This window comes from Gemmatimonadales bacterium, assembly GCA_036265815.1.
GTDB lineage: Bacteria > Gemmatimonadota > Gemmatimonadetes > Gemmatimonadales > GWC2-71-9 > CAVVWJ01.
This window is the reverse complement of sequence record DATAOI010000049.1, coordinates 25207-41119: the sequence shown is the minus strand read 5'-3', so window position 1 is coordinate 41119 and position 15913 is coordinate 25207. Positions and strand designations below refer to the sequence as shown.

Below are 15913 nucleotides of genomic sequence, written 5' to 3'. Positions count from 1 at the left end.
GCGTATTGCCATTCACCGGCGCACGCCAAGAATACGCCGAGGGCCATCAACGGCCGAGCGGTACCAGCTCGGTCGTCGTCGCCCGCGACTTCGACCGGCAGAGGTCTCGGGCGTACTTGAGCGCTCCCGGCGTATCGTACTTGGACACGTACGCGCGATCGACTGCTGACTTCACGCGTTCGCTCCGAGTGTGCACGGCGCGAACCCGAAGCTTCCGCCCTGCCACCTGGATGACTCCCACCGGGTCAGCCAGGAACGTCCGGTACCAGCTTCGGGGCTTCAGAGCCCAGGAGCGCACGAACACGCGGCCCTCGACCACCACTGCCCATATGCCAATGAAGCGGTGTGGTTGTTTCCCGGCGCGAAGGCCCAAGATCTGACCGTCACGAATGGTGGTGACGACATCGCGTGAGAATCGCCGCACTGCGCTCATGATCGCCGTACGCTCGCGGGGGCGCGATTACATCATGTGGGCGTCCGCCCAACCGGACCGAGCCGCCGGTGCCTCGAAGGAGATGCCACAACTCCGCGGCGGCCGCGATGCCGAAACCGATCGGCAGGGCGATGATCAGGCTCGTCCAATTACCGTGCTCGCCGAACACGGGACCGCCCGCGCGTCGGCCTGGGGCGGCGGCCCGCGCCCCGCCAATCGCCAGGAGCACATCAAGCGAGAGTCGGACGGACGGCCCCAGGTGCCGAAGGGCCAGTGTGCCGCCCCAGACCGCCCACGAGGGCACGTACGAGGGTCGCACGGTGGATCCGCGCGAGCTCGACCGGTCCGGCTGCTGCTTGGCTGGAGCGCCGTCGACATCGCTCCTCCCGCGGAAAGAGATGGCAGGCGCTCAGCCGTGCGGCGCAAGCCACGCGCGATATGATGACTTAGCCTGCCTTCGTGGCCGCGCGGCGCGCCTGCGCGAGATAGGCCGGCTCCAGCTGCATCAAGCTCGCCAGCTTGCGAACCAGGTGCGTTTCGTGATCACTGAGCCGGCCGTCAGCCAAAATGACACCCCACATCACCTCCGCGAGCACCATTTTCTGCCCCAGATCGTACTCGGCCGCGATCAGACGAGTGAACTGGAAGTGGTCCAGCGACTCTGCACGCTCCGCCTCCGCGAGTCGGAGCAGTTCGGCACCTATAGTGGCATCCAGCCCGAAATGGTGCACGAGCGTGCGCTCGATGTGCTCCCGCTCCTCGGCGCTGAACTCGCCGTCGGCGTGCGCCAGCTCGAGCAGCAGCGCGCAGGCCGCGAGCTGGACCCGGCTAGGGGCGGCCGGCCCCGCGCCAACTGGCGTCTCCGGGGCCCCGGTGAGCCGCTCGCGGACAAAACGACGGATGCCCTCCAGCATTCTCGTGCTCCCGATCCCTTTGATGCAAAATGGCTGATTCATGCCAATGGCTGACCTGACGTGGTCGGGCGTTTTCATCTACTGCCGTGGCATGCGGACCTCGCGCGGACGCAGGCTTTGCTTGCCATGTCGGACAACGACGCGGGCATTCTGGCCGATCGGGAAGCCATGGAGCACCGGCTCAACGCGTGCGAACATCGCTTCGGCATCCGGTCCAAAGAAGAACATGCCGGTTTCCTCAGGACCTTGCCACAGGCCTCGGTAGCTGTTGTCACCAGCTGCGGCGCCGAGCGCTGCGACCACCGCCTCGAAATCGAGGTCGGCATAGACCTCGTCGGGCAGGCTGGTGCCGTCCAAGTAGATCGCCAGGCATTGCAGCTTGCCGAAGTCGCGCAACACTCGGCCATCCGACGCCTGGATGAGCTCGGAACCCTGCGGTGCACCCGCTTGCTCGAGTGCCTCCGCGACAATCCGCAGTGCCTCATCGATATTGGCGAGTTCGATCTCGACATCCGCGTGAGTAATGCCCCCCAGCTCGTTGAGCTGGGAGCCTCCGCCGGTCACGCGGCCGATCCCCATCTTCTCGAGGGTAGCTTGAAGCGGATCCTCGTAGCGATCGCCCCGGTCGATGGGCTCGATATGCTCGTACACGCGAGCGAGAATCAGGTGCGGGAAATCCACGGTAGCTCCGGGATGAAGAGCGGCGATTCGTCAGCTAGGGTTGCGCTGCGCGGGTCGGCACACCAAAGCAATGGGAGTAACCGTCGTCGTCCGTCAGCAAGAACTCGGTTTGTCCGTAGTCTCGGTCCACGAGCTCTGATACCGTGTACCCGAGCCGTATCAACCGCTGCCCGGTCCCATGGATGTCGGCCGGGGTCCAGTAGAGCCGGATGCCTTCATAATTATCCGGTGTCACTGGCGACCCGGCCCGCTGATTCAGCATGAAATACAACTGGCTGTTGCGCAGCATACAGCAAACCAGCCGACCCTCTGCTCTCATTTCTGATTCCATGCTGAAGCCAAGACCGTCGACCCACAGGCGGAGGGTCTTCTCCAAGTCCGCGCTCGGAATCACCGGGATGCAGGATCGGAGACTCATGGCTCTCTCCTTACACCTACCAGTTGACCTCGAGCGTCATCTTGGTCGCCCCTTCGGCTTCGGCCCACCGCGTAATCGCCTCGATGTCGTCCAAGTCACGGACGAACTCTTCCGAAATGGGGTCGATGTGGTTGGCGTTCCGTTCATAGGAAGCCAGAATGACGCGCATCTCCGGCGCTCCAGCATGCACCGCTGCACGTAATCTCACCGCGGCCTCGCGCAGCTCCTGGGGGCTCACCCAGGCTACGTCCTCGTCCTCCCAGCCGTCGGTCTTGAACGTCAGGATCGCCTCCGCCTTCAGACGTCCGATGGCATCGGAAACGGCAGCGTCGTCCTCCCGCTCGGCCATCCAGTTGCCCCATGCGCGGTCGTCATTGTAGAAGCCGGGCTGGGCCTCGACTTGGTCATCGGTCATACCAGGCCAGTAGGCAACTACAGACGCGCCCATGTGATACCTCGTGATGTCTTCGCATGTGACCACGAAAGTTAGGCGGTGCCGCCACCCGGAGCTGCGACCGCGATCGCCTCGACCGAGAACAGAAGACCGCGCGGCAGCTGCACCAGCGGAGTCGAGCGGGCCGGCGGAGCGGTCGGGAAGTATTCCGCATAGAGCCCATTCAGGGCATCAAAAGCGTCGGGCAGGGCGAGGAAGCAGGTGGTCTTGACGACCTGACCCAGCCCGCTCCCAGCGTCTTCCAGGATGGCGCGGAGGTTTTCAAAGGCCTGACGGGCTTGGAGCTCGAACGTGGGGCCGACTATGCCCCCGGTAGCCGGGTCGATCCCAGCCTGGCCCGCGACAAAGATCAGATCACCGACGCGTACGGCCTGAGAGTAGGGGCCGCGCCGAGGTATGCGCGGACTTTCAAGGACTGCGTGTAACTGCTCCAAGCGTGCCTCCCGTGGTTGGGTATCGTTCCGAAGCGCGCTAGGAACCTCTGCCCGAGAGGCCTTCCGCGCCAGACCGGCCAGTCGGCTGCATGCGCGGTTAAGCGGGTATGCTGCAGGCTCACCTTACCCGCAGAGGATGCGCCGCGGGCGCCATGCCGCCCGGAACCCACCGGCCGCCACATCATTCGAGCCAAAACGCAGGGTCACTGTGCCTTCCAATGAGCTATCGGGACGTGCCGGCCGGAGCTCTATCTCACCCGTGGCCGCAACCTCACAGGAGTCGGCAATGCAGCGCGCTCCCGTGGCCATCTCGGGGTCCGCCGGCCACCGGTACGCCTTCCCAGTGATCTCGGCGTCCCTCGGGTAAATGGCCAGTCGGAGCTGAGGTCGTGTACTTTCCGGCGCGTTCGTCGGGACCGTGGTAAGTACGATCTCGACCGCACGCCCATCCCAAGGGGCACAGTCCGGCGAGGCATACGCGTACGCGTACCCATTTGGCGGCCCCGGGACGGGCGCAAAGCCAGAACCGGATCCGCAGCCACCGCTCAGGAGGACCATCGGTAGGACGGTGGCAACTGCTGGCTTCAGCTTCACCGCTCACCCCGCACCACCCTGAGCTCCCGCCGCCGCCGCACCGGCTCCGCCGCCGGCCCCGCGACTTTGACCTCCACCACGTACGCCCCAGGCTTGAGCCGGCCGAGCTGCAGGGTGCGGTGCGAGCGGAGCAATACCCCCTCGGCCCGCTCCTCGAACCCCAGGGTGACCACCGGCCTCGGCTCCAGGCGCCCATCGCCCTTCAGGCGATACACCGCGATCTGGTGCCGGTACGCCGTCCCGGGCACGGTGCCGCTCGCCTCGTAGTACAGCTCCACCTCGCTGCCCTCGAGGAAGAGCTTGAATGGCGTAAGCAGCACGGTGTCGGCCGGGGTCGGGAGCCACCGCGCGCTCGCCGCGCGGATGCCGAGCGCGAGGTCGCTCAACCCGAGCCCCGGTCCCGGCCCCTCGACTCGCACCGTGTCGCGAGGCAGGACCACGCCAGCGTCATGCCCTTGCGACAGCGCCGCCCGCCAGCTCCAGCCCCCGGCCGGCAACGGCAGCTCCACTCGGCCGATGAGATACCGCCCACGGGAGAGCGGCCGGTCCAGCCGGAACACGACGATCGTGTCCACGTTCCCCGCCGCATGCTCCAGCGCGTCGAGCGCCACCAGCCGCACCCGCACCGGATAGCTCACGCCGCCGACCTCGTGTACCGGCGTGGTCTCCGCCGCCCCGATGGCGAACACGAACTGCGCCACCGGCGCGCCATCCCGCTGGCCAATGGCCACCAGGTCGGCGTACGCGGTGAGCCGCCGGGAGAACTGGAGCTCGTAGCTGTCGGTGGTGGTGCCGTAGGCGATACTCACCCGGCCGATGCTCCGCTCCCGGGCCCGCGCCCGTGCGGCCCCGCCCGCTCCCCAGTTGAGCATGCGCCCATAGACGGGCGAGAGCGACTGCCGGGAGAGCAGCAGCTGGTCCACCGGCGCTTCGCTGGCTCCCCGCATGTCGAGGACGCTCTCCACCAGGCGGTAGTCGTACAGGTCGCCGCCCGCGCCGCTGTCGTAGCCGGCGGTGAAGTGAAAGAGCAGGTCGCCGTCGGCCCGCGCGTAACGCCACGATTCGTTGGGCATCAGCCCGAAGACGAAGGGGCGGTGGCGCTCGCCGGGCTCGCCATGACGAACGTAGATGATGCCACGGTCGTCCAGCTCCTCGCTGCCCGATCGGTAGGCGTCCCGGTCGCCGTAGAAGCGCCGGGTGGTGGTGAGCGCGAAGTGACGGCTCGCATAGAGCAGCCGCCGGTAGTGCTCGCGCAGCCGCTCGCCACTGGCGCGGAGCTCCAGCCGGTCCCGCTCGGTCCAGAAGTCGCGAAGGAACTCGACCCGCGCCGCACCCCGACTCCGATCGAAGCCGGCCAGCTCCGTCTTGGTGGCGATCGGCACCAGGTCCGCGCGATAGCCCGCCACCGCCGCGACATCGTCCAGGGCGGCGCCCTCATAGTAGGCCTGCTCACCATCCGCGCCGTCGGCGGCCAGTCGAGTGCGGGCGAGCTCCAGCAGCGCCAACGCAGGCGATCTGCCGGCCGCCGCCAACGCGCGCCGGAACACGGTGGCCGCGTCGCCCATCCGGCCCGCGGCGCGCTCCATCCGACCCCACGCCAGCAGCACCGTGGCGCTGGCGCTCGGCGGGGCTCCCGCGCGGCGGAGCGCATCGCACGCGGAGGCGTACAGCGCCGTGTCGCGGAGACCGAGCGTCAGGCTGGCGAGCGCCAGCGCGGCAGGGTCGAAGCTCGAGTCGGCGTCGAGCGCTCGACGCTGATCAGCGGCCGCCCGCGCCAGAGTCCGCACGCCCACCCGGTTGCCCAGCGCCAGCGGGTCGGACTGCTCCCAGGCCGCGCGCCGGGCCTCGGCCAATCCGAGCGCGTGCCAGGCGAGGGGCCAGTCGGGCCGGCGCGCGGTGAGCTTACGAAACAGGTCGATCGCATCGCCGAAATCGCGATCGGCACCGAGCTCGGCCAGGCGGAACGCCAGCAGTCCGGCCCGGAGCCGGTCGGTGTCACCGTTCGATGTCGAGGAGGAGTGCAGCCGATGCTGATAGTCGCGAAGCGAGGTGGTGTCGTCGACCCGCGAGAGGGAATCGCGGAACCGCTGGAGAGCGAGGCGATCGCCCGGGGCCTGGCCGAGCACGCGCGCGGCGTGCAAGACGAGAACCAGGATGGCGGCGCTGCCCCGGATCACGGCTACACTCCCTTCTCCTCCAGCAGACGGAGAAACTCGTCGGCGGACGTGAGGGCGGCCAATCGGTTGGGTACGTCCGGCTCCTTGGCCAGCTGGGCAATCTTGCCGAGCACCGGAAGGTATTGGTTGGAGATCTCCAGCGGAGGTGCCACGATCAGAAAGAAGTGGAACACCGGCCGGCTGTCGATGGCATCGAAGTCCACGCCTTCCTTGCGGTGGCCATACGCCAGCCTGAGACGGCTCACGACGAGGGAGCGGCAGTGGGGGATGGCGATGCCGCGGCCGACTCCCGTCGAGCCGAGGCTCTCTCGCCGCTGGAGCATCCGGAGGAGCGTCTCGGTGGCCCGTTCGTCGAGCCGGAGCAACGCCACCAGCTCCGCGAGGATCTGGTCCTTGGTGCTTCCCTCGAGCCCGGTCGAGATGGCATCGGGACTGAAGAATTCGCTGAGCCGCATAGGATGGCGGGGCCGAAGGTGGCTCGAGGTCGTGCGGCAGCAGAGGCCAGCGGCAACCTAATCCGCACGCGAAAGCGTGTCAAAGCCGGAGCCGCAGGACGGTCGGAGGAAGCAGCACGGCGGGATCCGCCACGTGTCCGTCCTCGCCGAACCGCTCCCACTGGCTGTTGGCGACATAATACAAGTCGTGACCCACCACGACGCCCAGCGTGGGCTCGGCGTACCGCGGGTGGGCCCGCTCGAGCACTTCGCCGGCCGTGACGCTGTCGCCCGCCGGCGAGAGGGTGAGACGCACCACGCGGTGCGGTATCACGCCGTTCTGGATTCCGACGAGACGGCCGCCGATCAGGTAGAGCCCATCGATGCCCAGCGCCAGCACACTGTCCCGGGTAGGGAGCAGGGACATCGCGCCTGAGGCCATGTCGATCCGGAGGATACCACGGGAGTAGTCGGCCACATACATTGTGCGCTCGTCCGGCGTCAACACCAGGCCTTGGGCCGCCAGGAGGAGCGGGGAAGAGACAAAGCGCTGGATGGTGTCGCCGCTCGCGCGCACCCGATAGATGGCCGGGGATCGGCTGTCCGCGGCGTACACGTTCCCAGCGCGGTCGATCGTCAGGTCGCCGAGTACGTGGAACGCGTCATCCGCCGGCAGCAGAAAGCGGCCGGTCAGTCGTCCCGAAGCGAGATCGTACCGGAAGATCCCGGAGCGGCCACTGTCGGAGGGAACGAACCCGGCCATCTGTGGCATCACTGCCGTCGCCACCCAGAGCGCCCGGCGAACCGGATCGACCTTCATGCCGAGCGGCGCCCAGAGGCTGTCGCGACCCTCGGGAACGAAGTCGCCGATCCGCCCGCGGCGGTCGACCCGAACGATCTTCCGGTGATGCACGCTGCCCAGATAGAACGCCTTCTCCTGCGGATCGTAGGCGATTCCCTCGGTGAGCAGATCTCGCTCCGGAAGGGAGAATGCCACCGTGCTCCGCTCCAGCGGCGCTTCGTTCCGGGCCAGCCGCTGCCGCACATGCTGGAAGCCCTGTGTGCTCCGGAGCGCGGCGAGATCGGAGTCGGCCGCCACGTCGGCCGCGTAGCCGAGTCCGGCGAAGCGGTCGAGCATGGCCAATGCGGCCGCCGTGTCCCCGGTGAGCGCGTAGGCACAGGCGAGGTTGTATATCGCACCACCGTGCGCAGGGCGGAGCCGCTCCGCCTCCCTGGCGTGGGTGAGGAACGCCCGGTAGTCGTGCGTCTGGTAGGCCCGCGCCGCTTCCTGGGCGGCGCGGCGGGAATCGAGCACCGGATCGGTTTGGGCGGTGGCCTGAAACGGCAGGAGCAGACTGAGGGTTTCAGCAGGGCAAGGCGGTGGGAAGGACCGGAAGGACGGGAAGGGCGGTAAGGAGGGAAAGAACGGGAAGGTGATCTGGAGGAACTAGACATTTTAATCCTCGTAGCTGGTATATGTCCTTCCCACCGCTCCGGTCCTTACCATCGTTACCGTCCTGACCGCCCTTCCCGCCCTTCCCGCCTCGCCCTCTCCGTCCTACGCGCCCCGCGCCGCCCGAGTTCCAATCTGGACCCCGCGTTCCATTGCCCCCCGCCGAGCGGCCAAGTATTTTGTCGCCATGCAGTTGCCCTACTCCTCCACGGTCGATTGCCCGCTGCTCCTGGCCCCGATGGCCGGAGTGTCCGAGGCACCCTTTCGCCAGATCTGCCGGGCGATGGGCGCCGACGTCGTGCTCTCCGAGTTCCTCTCCTCCGAGGCGATCCGCCGGCGGATCCGCAACACCCTCGAGGGCGCCGAGTTCGAGGAGGTCGAGCGGCCGATCGGGATCCAGATCTACGGCGCCAATCCCGAGGGCATGGCGGAGGCCGCCGGCCTGATCACCGAGCACTATCGCCCCGAGTTCATCGACATCAACTTCGGCTGCCCGGTCAAGAAGGTGGTCCAGCGGAACGGCGGCTCCGGCTGCCTCCGCGACATGGATCTGGTCGAGCGGATCATCCGCGCGGTCATCGGCGCCACCCACCTGCCGGTCACGGTCAAGACCCGGAGCGGCTGGAGCGAGGAGGAGCGCGACCCGGTGGGGATCGCCCTCCGGATGCAGGACGCGGGCGCCCGCGCGTTCACCCTGCACGCCCGGACCCGGACCCAGATGTTCTCCGGCCAGGCCAATTGGGACGAGATCGCCCGGGTGGTCGAGGCGCTGGAGATCCCGGTGATCGGCAACGGGGACCTGCAGACGGCGGACGACATCCTCCGGATGCGCGAGCACACCGGCTGCGCGGGTATCATGGTCGGTCGCGGCGCGTTCGGGAATCCGTGGCTGTTCCGCGATGGACGGGCGCGCCTGGCGGGCCAGCCCGCGCCGCCGCCTCCGCAGGCCGCCGAGCGCTTCCGGGTGGCCCTGGAGCACGCCCGGCTCGCCATCCGGCTGCAAGGCGACACCCGGAAGACGGTCGTCGAGTTCCGCAAGCACCTCGGCTGGTACACCAAGGGTCTCCACGGATCCGGCGAGCTGCGCCAGCGTCTCTTCCGGATCGAGTCGATCGCGGAGGCGGAAGCGATCTTCCTGGAATATCTCGAGCCGGTTGCCGCGGTGGCGTGAGAGCCGAGCAGCTCGAGGCCCTGCTCGCCGACGTCGCCGCCGGCCGCCTCGCCCCTCCCGCGGCGCTGGACCGCCTGCGCCACCTTCCCTTCGAAGAGCTTCCCTTCGCTCGCGTCGATCACCATCGTGCCCTGCGTCAGGGCCAGCCTGAAGTCGTCTTCTGCGAGGGCAAGCGGGTCGACCAGGTGGTGGCCATCTGCGAGCGGCTCGAAGCCGCCAGCGGCTCTTTCCTCGGCACCCGCGCATCGGAGGAGCTGGCTGCCGCACTGCAGGCGCGCTTTCCCCGGATGGTGTGGAACGAGATCGCGCGGACGGTGCACCTGGCCGGGCCGCCCGTGCCGGCCGTGCCGCCGTCGACCGGAACCATCCTGGTGGTCTCAGCGGGTACCAGCGACATGCCGGTCGCGGAGGAGGCCGCGGTGGTGGCCGACGCATTCGGCAATCGGGTCGAGCGCCTCATGGATGTCGGCGTCGCCGGCCTGCATCGCCTGCTTGCCGCGGGCGACCAGTTGAAACAGGCCCGCGTCGTCATCGTCGTCGCTGGTATGGAGGGCGCGCTGCCCAGCGTCGTCGGTGGGCTGGTGGCGGTGCCGGTGATCGCGGTGCCCACCAGCATCGGGTACGGCGCCTCGTTCAGCGGGCTCGCCGCACTGCTCGGGATGCTCAACTCCTGCGCCGCTGGAGTGACCGTGGTCAATATCGACAACGGTTTCGGCGCCGCGGCGGCGGCCAGCCGGATCTGCCACGGATGACCATGCGGACGGTGGTGCGCCGGGCCGAGCCCGCGTTCGTCTGGGAGGACGTGGTCGACCCGACCGCCGAAGAGTTGAACCAGCTGGCCCGGCAGTACGGACTGCAGCCCACCTCGGTGAACGACTGCCTCGATCCCGAGCACCTGCCGAAGTTCGAGCAGTTGGAGGGTTACGCGTTCGCCATCATCCGGGTGTTCGATGAGCGCTCCAGCCGGAGCTGCACCACGGTGCAGGAGCTCACTCGGAAGATCGCCATCTTCTATGGGACGGGATTCCTGCTCACCGTGCACCGGCGGGAGCAGGCCTGGCTCACGGCGCTGGTGGACCGGATCGGGCACGAGCACCAGCACAAACCGCCGGGGCAGGGAAACGAAGGCTTGCAGGCGTATCTACTCACCCAGCTCTTGAATGCCGCGCTGGACACCTATCTGCATCCCTTGGAGCTGGTCGAAGCGCGCATCGACGCGTTCGAGGAGGACGTCTTCTCCGGCGGCGACAGGGCCAAGCAGAGCTTCGCGGCCGGCCTCCGCGAGATCCACGTGCTGAAGCGCCAGGTGACCCTGATCAAGCGGCTGCTCTGGCGGACGGTCGACGTGGTGCAGCGGATGACCCCGCTCTCGGGCAAGCACGTCTCGCTCTTCCGGGACGTCCAGGAGAATCTGGAGAGCTTCCATTTCTACGTCGACGAGATGCTGGACGACGCCAACACCCTGCTCAGTATCCAGCTCTCGCTGGCCTCGCATCGGACGGGTGAGGTGATGCGGGTGTTGACCGTGTTCTCGGTCTTCTTTCTGCCGCTCACGTTCGTCGTCGGCGTCTACGGCATGAACTTCGACTTCATGCCGGAGCTGCACTCCCGCTGGGGCTACCCGGTCGTGCTGGCCGCGATGGGCCTGGTGACAGTCGCGATCTATCTCTGGTTCCGCCGCAACGGGTGGCTCCGGGAGTGAGCGTAATCGGGCTGCTCCTGGCCGCCGCCGCCGGAGGCGCCGTGGGGTGGCTGTCCGCCCGCCGCCGGGGAGCGGTCCAGACGGCCGCCGGCGTGGGGCCGCACCTCCTGCCCGATCCCGCCCTCGAGTGGCTCCGCCGGTCCTACGGCGCGCTGGGCGTCTGGGTGGCCGAGCTGGACCCGCAGGAGAAGGAGCCGCACGCGGAGCGGATCGTGGACTCCGAACGGCTCTCGGTGGCGCAGATCGTCGCGGTGGACCGCCGTCTGGAGCGCGCGCGCGACCAGGAACAGAGTGGCGCCGAGCGCCTGGACAGCGGCACCCTGGTGTTCCACGCGGCCACCGGCACGGCGGTGGCACTGCTGCTGCCCACGGCCTTCGATGCACGCCGGCTGGACCTGGTCGAGGCCGACCTGAAACGCCTGCTCGACGGTACCCGCCGCCGTCCGCAGATCGTGGCCCTGGCCCAGGCGCAGACACAGGAGGCCTCGCTCGAGTCCACCGGAAGCGTGGGGCTCCGCCTGGCCTATCAGTTGGAGCGGGCGCTCGACGCGCAGGTCATCGTGGCCGCCACCGATCCCCTGGGCGCACCCATGGCCGGCACCCTGGGCTCGCTCCCGCCGCTCCCCCAGGTCCGGGTGGTGGGCGTCTCCGGCCGCGGTGACCGGCGGCTGCTCGACATGGTGGTGCCCGAGATCTCCGACCTCGCGCGGGTGGCCCGCGGCGAGGTCCCCCAGCTCACCATGGAGGGCGACCCCCTGGGCGGCGTCGTGGCCGACCGCCGGCAGCGCCACGGAATCGTCATGTTGCTGCCGATCCTGGTAGGCGACGTGGCGTTCGGCGCCGTGGCCATCTGGCCGCCCGGCGGGCGCGAACCTACCGGAGCGGCGCTCGCCGAGCTGATGGAGGCCGTGGCGAACGCGGGTCCACGGCTGGCCCGGGCAGTCGAGGGGGACAAGCGAACAGCGGAAGCGGCGTCCGACCGGCTCACCGGTCTGGCTAACCGGCGCAGGTTCGACGAGCTGATCGCCCAGGCCGAGCCGCGGGGTCCACGCGAGGGTGCGCTGGTGTACGCCGACCTGGATCGCTTCAAGCTGCTGAACGACACCCTGGGCCACCCCGCGGGCGACGCCGCGCTGATCCACTTCGCGAGAATCATCCAGGGGCAGATCCGTTCCGGTGACGTCCCCGCCCGCATCGGCGGGGAGGAGTTCGCCGTCTGGCTTCCCAAGTCGGACCTGGAAACCGGGGCCCGGATCGCCGAGCGGATTCGGATCAAGCTGGGCACGACCCCCTGGGATTGGCGCGGGCGTTCCTGGCCGCTCAGCGCCTCGTTCGGGGTGGCTGCCTGTCCCGAGACGGGGCGGAGCGTTCCAAGCTTGCCGGGGCAGGCCGACGCAGCCCTGTACGTGGCCAAGAACAGCGGCAGGAACCGAGTGGAAAAAGCCGGGAAATAGGCCCTTGCGGATACCCCGCCCGGCTACCAGAAGGCCCTGGGTCCGGCTATATTCAGCACTCCCGAGGGGGCGACTGGCTTCGACGGGTTTGTTGAAGGAATGGCAGCGTGCCCAGGTCCAGAGTCCTGGTAAAACCGTCTGGAACGTTTCAACTGCCAATACTGAACTGGCACTGGCCGCGTAAGCTGAGCTAACGCTCGCTTGACGCGCCTTCGGCTGGTGGAGCCCGCCCGGAGCGCCGCCTGTCGAATCGCAAACCCGGGCTGGCCGAACGCGTCGCTCCGGCGCGGACGGTGAGATCTTTCAGGAGATAGACCAAGGGGAGGTCGGTTCGGCACCGCCCCGCGGCCACGGTAGCAAGCCGAGCCTACGCACGTAGACGCAATTCTGGACGCTTATTCGGACCAGGGTTCGATTCCCTGCGCCTCCATCGACAATCGACAACGGCGGGTCCGCCTTCTCGGGCGGGCCCGCCGTTTGTTTGCGGCTCTCCCTCGCTGCGTTGAACCGGGATGGGGCCGTGGGTATGATGGGTCGTGAACATCTCGACCACCGCCGATGGCGCCGCCACTGTCGTCAACCTCGCCGGCCGTCTGGACGGCGAGGCCGCGCTTCAGGTGGCCGACACGCTCGAGCGCCTGCTCCGCGAAGGGCGCCGGTCGGTGGTGCTGGACATGAGCGACGTGAGCTACCTGAGCTCGCCCGGGACTCAGGCGTTGCAGCAGGCCCACCAGGACTATGCGTCCGCCCGGGGCGAGCTCCGGGTGATGTCGCCCTCACCGGTGGCAGCCGCGGCGCTCACGCGGGCCGATCTTCTTCCGAAACTGCTGGTCCAGTCCGCACCCGCTGATGTCTCCTCGCCCTCCAGCCAGCTCAGCGAGCACACCCGCGACGACTGGCGCTCGCCAACCGCGGTGGCGCCCCGGGGCGTGTTCGAAGTCTCATCGCGGGAGCCCTGGGCGCAACTCTCCTGCGAGGTGCACGGGCGCGCCGACGCAGGCGTCCGCGGGTGGATCGAGTCTACCGACTACGGCACCTTCGAGTTCCCGGAGAATTCCTTTGGCCTCGGCATCGGCGCGCTGGGGGAAGGGAAGACCGAGGCCGGCCCGCGGCTGGGCGAGATCGTGGCCGCGGGCGGCGCGGTCGCGCATCTGCCCACGCTGGGGACGCAGGTGCCGGACTTCGACGTGGGACTCGGCGGGCGCGCGCCCAAGACCCTGCTGGTGTCGGGGCTCATCTGCCGGGGCGGATTCTCCGTGCTGCAGCGCTTCTCCAGCCCCTCCGAGACCGAGCCCGTCCCGCTCTCGGAGATCGCCGGCGCCACGCTCGACGACACCGGTCAGGAGACCGCCGGACTCGTGATGGTGGCCGAGGCGGCGGGACTGGTGGGTGCCTGGCTTCGCCACAGCCCAGGCACGATTCTCTCCCGCGTGCGGCTCGACGTACAGGGCGTGCGCGACTGGCTCGGCACCACGCCGCAGCCGACCCACCAGGGCACCACTGTTCTCGTGGCGGGTGTGGTCTCCCGGCGGCCGGACCAGATCCTGGCGCCCCGGCTCCGGCCGGTCGCGGCCGGAAGCGACGTGTTCGGCCACTTCCACGCCGTGGTCTTCACCTACCGGCCGGTGCCGCAGCGGACCGTGGTCCTTCGTGCCCTGGTCACCCGGCTCTACGCCCAGCAGCGCGTGCGCGGCGTGCTGCACCTCCTGGGCGATGACCGTGGCGCCGCCGGCTCGGGCCAGAGCACCTTCCGTCGCGGTCTCTGCTGGGTCGGCCCGATCACCCGGGTGACCACCGCGTGAACCTGCTCATCGGCACGCTGTCGATGGGCTTCCTCCTCTCGCTGCTCACCCTGGGCGTGTTCATCACCTTTCGGGTGATGGGACGGCTCGACCTCACGACCGACGGGTCGTTCGGGCTGGGCGGTGCCGTTGCCGCGGCGCTGCTGAGTGCCGGGGTGCACCCGGTCCTGGCCACGGTCGCCGCGGCGGCGGCCGGCTGGCTGGCCGGCGCGACCACCGGGCTCATGTACGTCGTGTTCGGCATCGACACGCTGCTGGGCGGAATCCTGGTGACGACCGCGCTGTACACCATCCAGCTCCGGATCATGGGCAGCGGCAATCTCTCCCTCGGCTCGGCGTACACGCTTCCCGATGTGGCCGAGTCGGCGTGGCACGCCCTCCATCTGCCGGAGACGGTCGAGATCGGCGGGACCAGCCTCGGGGCGGGGCTGTTCTCCTCGCTCGCGGTGTTCGTGGTATTCGTGCTGTTCAGCATCTGGGTGCTCGCCCGCTTTCTACGCACGGACCTGGGACTCGCCATGCGCGCCGCCGGAGGAAATGCGCAGGCGTCGCGCGCGCTGGGTATCCACACCGGGATCATGGTGACGCTGGGACTGCTGCTCGCCAACGGGCTGGTGGCTCTGGCCGGTGCGCTCTTCGCGCAGTACCAGGGCTTCGCCAACATCTCGATGGGGATCGGGATCATCGTGACGGCGCTCGCCTGCCTGGTGCTGGGCGAGGGGCTGCTGGGCCGACGCGGTCTCCGGCGACAGATCGCCGGCACGCTTGCCGGGACTGTCGTGTTCCGGCTGCTGGTAGCGGGCGCGCTGGTGGCGGGGCTTCCGTCCGACACGCTCAAGCTGGGGACCGCGGTGTTCGTCCTGGGCGCGCTGGTGGTGCCGGCGGTCGTCGGCCGACTGCGCCGCCGACGAGCCGAGCGGGTGGCGGAGGGCGGATGACGGCGCCCGCACTGGTGGTGCAGCATCTGCATCACACCTTTTTTCCCGGCACTCCCACCGAGCAGCGGGCGCTCCAGGGCGTGGACCTCACCATGGAGCAGCGGGACTTCGTCGTCGTGATCGGCGGCAACGGCTCGGGAAAGTCGACCCTGCTCAACGCCATTGCCGGAGCGCTGCAGACCGACCGGGGAAGGGTGGAGCTCGCCGGCCAGGACGCGACCCGATGGCCGGAGTGGCGTCGTGCCGCGCTGGTGGGCCGGGTGTTCCAGAATCCGGTGACCGGCAGCATCCCCCAGCTCACAGTGGCCGAGAACCTGGCGGTGGCTGCCAAGCGCGGCCGGCGCCGCGGCGTGTTGCGGGGCGCGCTGGCCCGAAGCCGCCGGCGCGACCTGGCGGCGCGGGTGCGTGAGCTCGGCGTCGGCCTGGAGGATCGCCTCGACATGCCCGTCGGCACACTCTCCGGCGGGCAGCGCCAGGCCCTCACCCTGCTGATGGCGACGCTGGTTCGGCCCGAGATCCTCCTGCTGGACGAGCACACTTCCGCACTTGACCCGCGAAGCTCCGAGCAGGTGGTGCAGCTGACCGATCAGATCATCCGGAAGGAAGGGCTCACCACGTTGATGGTGACCCACTCGCTGCAGCAGGCCGTGGCGCTCGGTGACCGGCTCGTGCTCATGCACCAGGGCCGTATCGTCCAGAGCATCGGAGGCGCCCGGAAGCGCCAGCTCAGGGTCGAGGAGCTGCTGGACAGCTTCGAGCGGCTTCGGAGCGCCGAACTGGTGGACGAGTCGACGGCCGACATGCTGCGGCGGCTGTACCTCTGAGCCGGCGAACGGGCCGACTCCCTCCCTCCT

16 protein-coding genes and 1 other RNA gene are annotated in these 15913 nt (G+C 68.9%); 8 read left to right on the top strand and 9 right to left on the bottom strand.

Annotated elements, in window-relative coordinates:
• Positions 1-46 precede the first annotated feature (46 nt).
• The 9 genes from VHR41_10290 to VHR41_10250 form a co-directional block, all read right to left on the bottom strand.
• The gene (locus VHR41_10290) at positions 47-433 is read right to left on the bottom strand and encodes a DUF2255 family protein (protein HEX3234574.1); all 387 of its coding nucleotides are present in this window, start codon (positions 431-433) and stop codon (positions 47-49) included.
• A gap of 446 nt (positions 434-879) precedes the next feature.
• Positions 880-1347, bottom strand: a complete 468-nt coding sequence (locus VHR41_10285; GenBank protein ID HEX3234573.1) for a TerB family tellurite resistance protein — start codon at positions 1345-1347, stop codon at positions 880-882.
• A gap of 78 nt (positions 1348-1425) precedes the next feature.
• Complete coding sequence (locus VHR41_10280) at positions 1426-2028, bottom strand: hypothetical protein (protein ID HEX3234572.1); 603 nt, start codon at positions 2026-2028, stop codon at positions 1426-1428.
• Between the two features lie 34 nt (positions 2029-2062).
• On the bottom strand, positions 2063-2446 hold the full coding sequence (locus VHR41_10275) for a VOC family protein (GenBank protein HEX3234571.1): 384 nt from the start codon (positions 2444-2446) through the stop codon (positions 2063-2065).
• A 16-nt stretch (positions 2447-2462) separates the two neighbouring features.
• The gene (locus VHR41_10270; protein ID HEX3234570.1) at positions 2463-2861 is read right to left on the bottom strand and encodes a hypothetical protein; all 399 of its coding nucleotides are present in this window, start codon (positions 2859-2861) and stop codon (positions 2463-2465) included.
• A 71-nt stretch (positions 2862-2932) separates the two neighbouring features.
• Complete coding sequence (locus VHR41_10265) at positions 2933-3334, bottom strand: Rid family detoxifying hydrolase (protein HEX3234569.1); 402 nt, start codon at positions 3332-3334, stop codon at positions 2933-2935.
• Between the two features lie 590 nt (positions 3335-3924).
• Positions 3925-6105, bottom strand: coding sequence for a GWxTD domain-containing protein (locus VHR41_10260; protein HEX3234568.1), 2181 nt, complete (start codon positions 6103-6105; stop codon positions 3925-3927).
• Between the two features lie 2 nt (positions 6106-6107).
• A complete protein-coding gene (locus tag VHR41_10255) occupies positions 6108-6560 on the bottom strand; it encodes a PTS sugar transporter subunit IIA (protein HEX3234567.1) in 453 nt (150 codons plus the stop codon).
• 79 nt (positions 6561-6639) lie between these two features.
• Positions 6640-7854: an SMP-30/gluconolactonase/LRE family protein gene (locus VHR41_10250; GenBank protein ID HEX3234566.1), complete on the bottom strand. Its 1215-nt coding sequence runs from the start codon at positions 7852-7854 to the stop codon at positions 6640-6642.
• Positions 7855-8179: 325 nt separating this feature from the next.
• Here VHR41_10250 and dusB point away from each other — a divergent pair, with 325 nt between their 5' ends.
• The 8 genes from dusB (at position 8180) to VHR41_10210 (ending at position 15883) form a co-directional block, all read left to right on the top strand.
• Positions 8180-9163, top strand: coding sequence for a tRNA dihydrouridine synthase DusB (dusB, locus tag VHR41_10245; GenBank protein ID HEX3234565.1), 984 nt, complete (start codon positions 8180-8182; stop codon positions 9161-9163).
• A complete protein-coding gene (gene larB, locus VHR41_10240; GenBank protein HEX3234564.1) occupies positions 9160-9915 on the top strand; it encodes a nickel pincer cofactor biosynthesis protein LarB in 756 nt (251 codons plus the stop codon). Before dusB ends, larB begins: the two co-directional genes overlap by 4 nt.
• Positions 9912-10865, top strand: a complete 954-nt coding sequence (locus tag VHR41_10235) for a CorA family divalent cation transporter (GenBank protein HEX3234563.1) — start codon at positions 9912-9914, stop codon at positions 10863-10865. Before larB ends, VHR41_10235 begins: the two co-directional genes overlap by 4 nt.
• Positions 10862-12319, top strand: coding sequence for a GGDEF domain-containing protein (locus tag VHR41_10230; GenBank protein ID HEX3234562.1), 1458 nt, complete (start codon positions 10862-10864; stop codon positions 12317-12319). Before VHR41_10235 ends, VHR41_10230 begins: the two co-directional genes overlap by 4 nt.
• A gap of 65 nt (positions 12320-12384) precedes the next feature.
• Positions 12385-12752: a transfer-messenger RNA gene (ssrA, locus tag VHR41_10225) on the top strand.
• Between the two features lie 103 nt (positions 12753-12855).
• On the top strand, positions 12856-14121 hold the full coding sequence (locus tag VHR41_10220) for an STAS domain-containing protein (protein HEX3234561.1): 1266 nt from the start codon (positions 12856-12858) through the stop codon (positions 14119-14121).
• Positions 14118-15059: a hypothetical protein gene (locus VHR41_10215; protein ID HEX3234560.1), complete on the top strand. Its 942-nt coding sequence runs from the start codon at positions 14118-14120 to the stop codon at positions 15057-15059. The genes VHR41_10220 and VHR41_10215 overlap by 4 nt, the downstream gene beginning before the upstream one ends.
• The gene (locus tag VHR41_10210) at positions 15056-15883 is read left to right on the top strand and encodes an ATP-binding cassette domain-containing protein (protein HEX3234559.1); all 828 of its coding nucleotides are present in this window, start codon (positions 15056-15058) and stop codon (positions 15881-15883) included. The genes VHR41_10215 and VHR41_10210 overlap by 4 nt, the downstream gene beginning before the upstream one ends.
• Positions 15884-15913 lie beyond the last annotated feature (30 nt).

What these genes read in the sequence shown, in the direction of transcription:
- VHR41_10285 (HEX3234573.1), bottom strand. Translation starts at nt 1,347, where the DNA reads ATGCTGGAGGGCATCCGTCGTTTTGTCCGCGAGCGGCTCACCGGGGCC.
- VHR41_10270 (HEX3234570.1), bottom strand. Translation starts at nt 2,861, where the DNA reads ATGACCGATGACCAAGTCGAGGCCCAGCCCGGCTTCTACAATGACGAC.
- VHR41_10290 (HEX3234574.1), bottom strand. Translation starts at nt 433, where the DNA reads ATGAGCGCAGTGCGGCGATTCTCACGCGATGTCGTCACCACCATTCGT.
- dusB (HEX3234565.1), top strand. Translation starts at nt 8,180, where the DNA reads ATGCAGTTGCCCTACTCCTCCACGGTCGATTGCCCGCTGCTCCTGGCC.
- VHR41_10235 (HEX3234563.1), top strand. Translation starts at nt 9,912, where the DNA reads ATGACCATGCGGACGGTGGTGCGCCGGGCCGAGCCCGCGTTCGTCTGG.
- VHR41_10275 (HEX3234571.1), bottom strand. Translation starts at nt 2,446, where the DNA reads ATGAGTCTCCGATCCTGCATCCCGGTGATTCCGAGCGCGGACTTGGAG.
- VHR41_10210 (HEX3234559.1), top strand. Translation starts at nt 15,056, where the DNA reads ATGACGGCGCCCGCACTGGTGGTGCAGCATCTGCATCACACCTTTTTT.
- VHR41_10255 (HEX3234567.1), bottom strand. Translation starts at nt 6,560, where the DNA reads ATGCGGCTCAGCGAATTCTTCAGTCCCGATGCCATCTCGACCGGGCTC.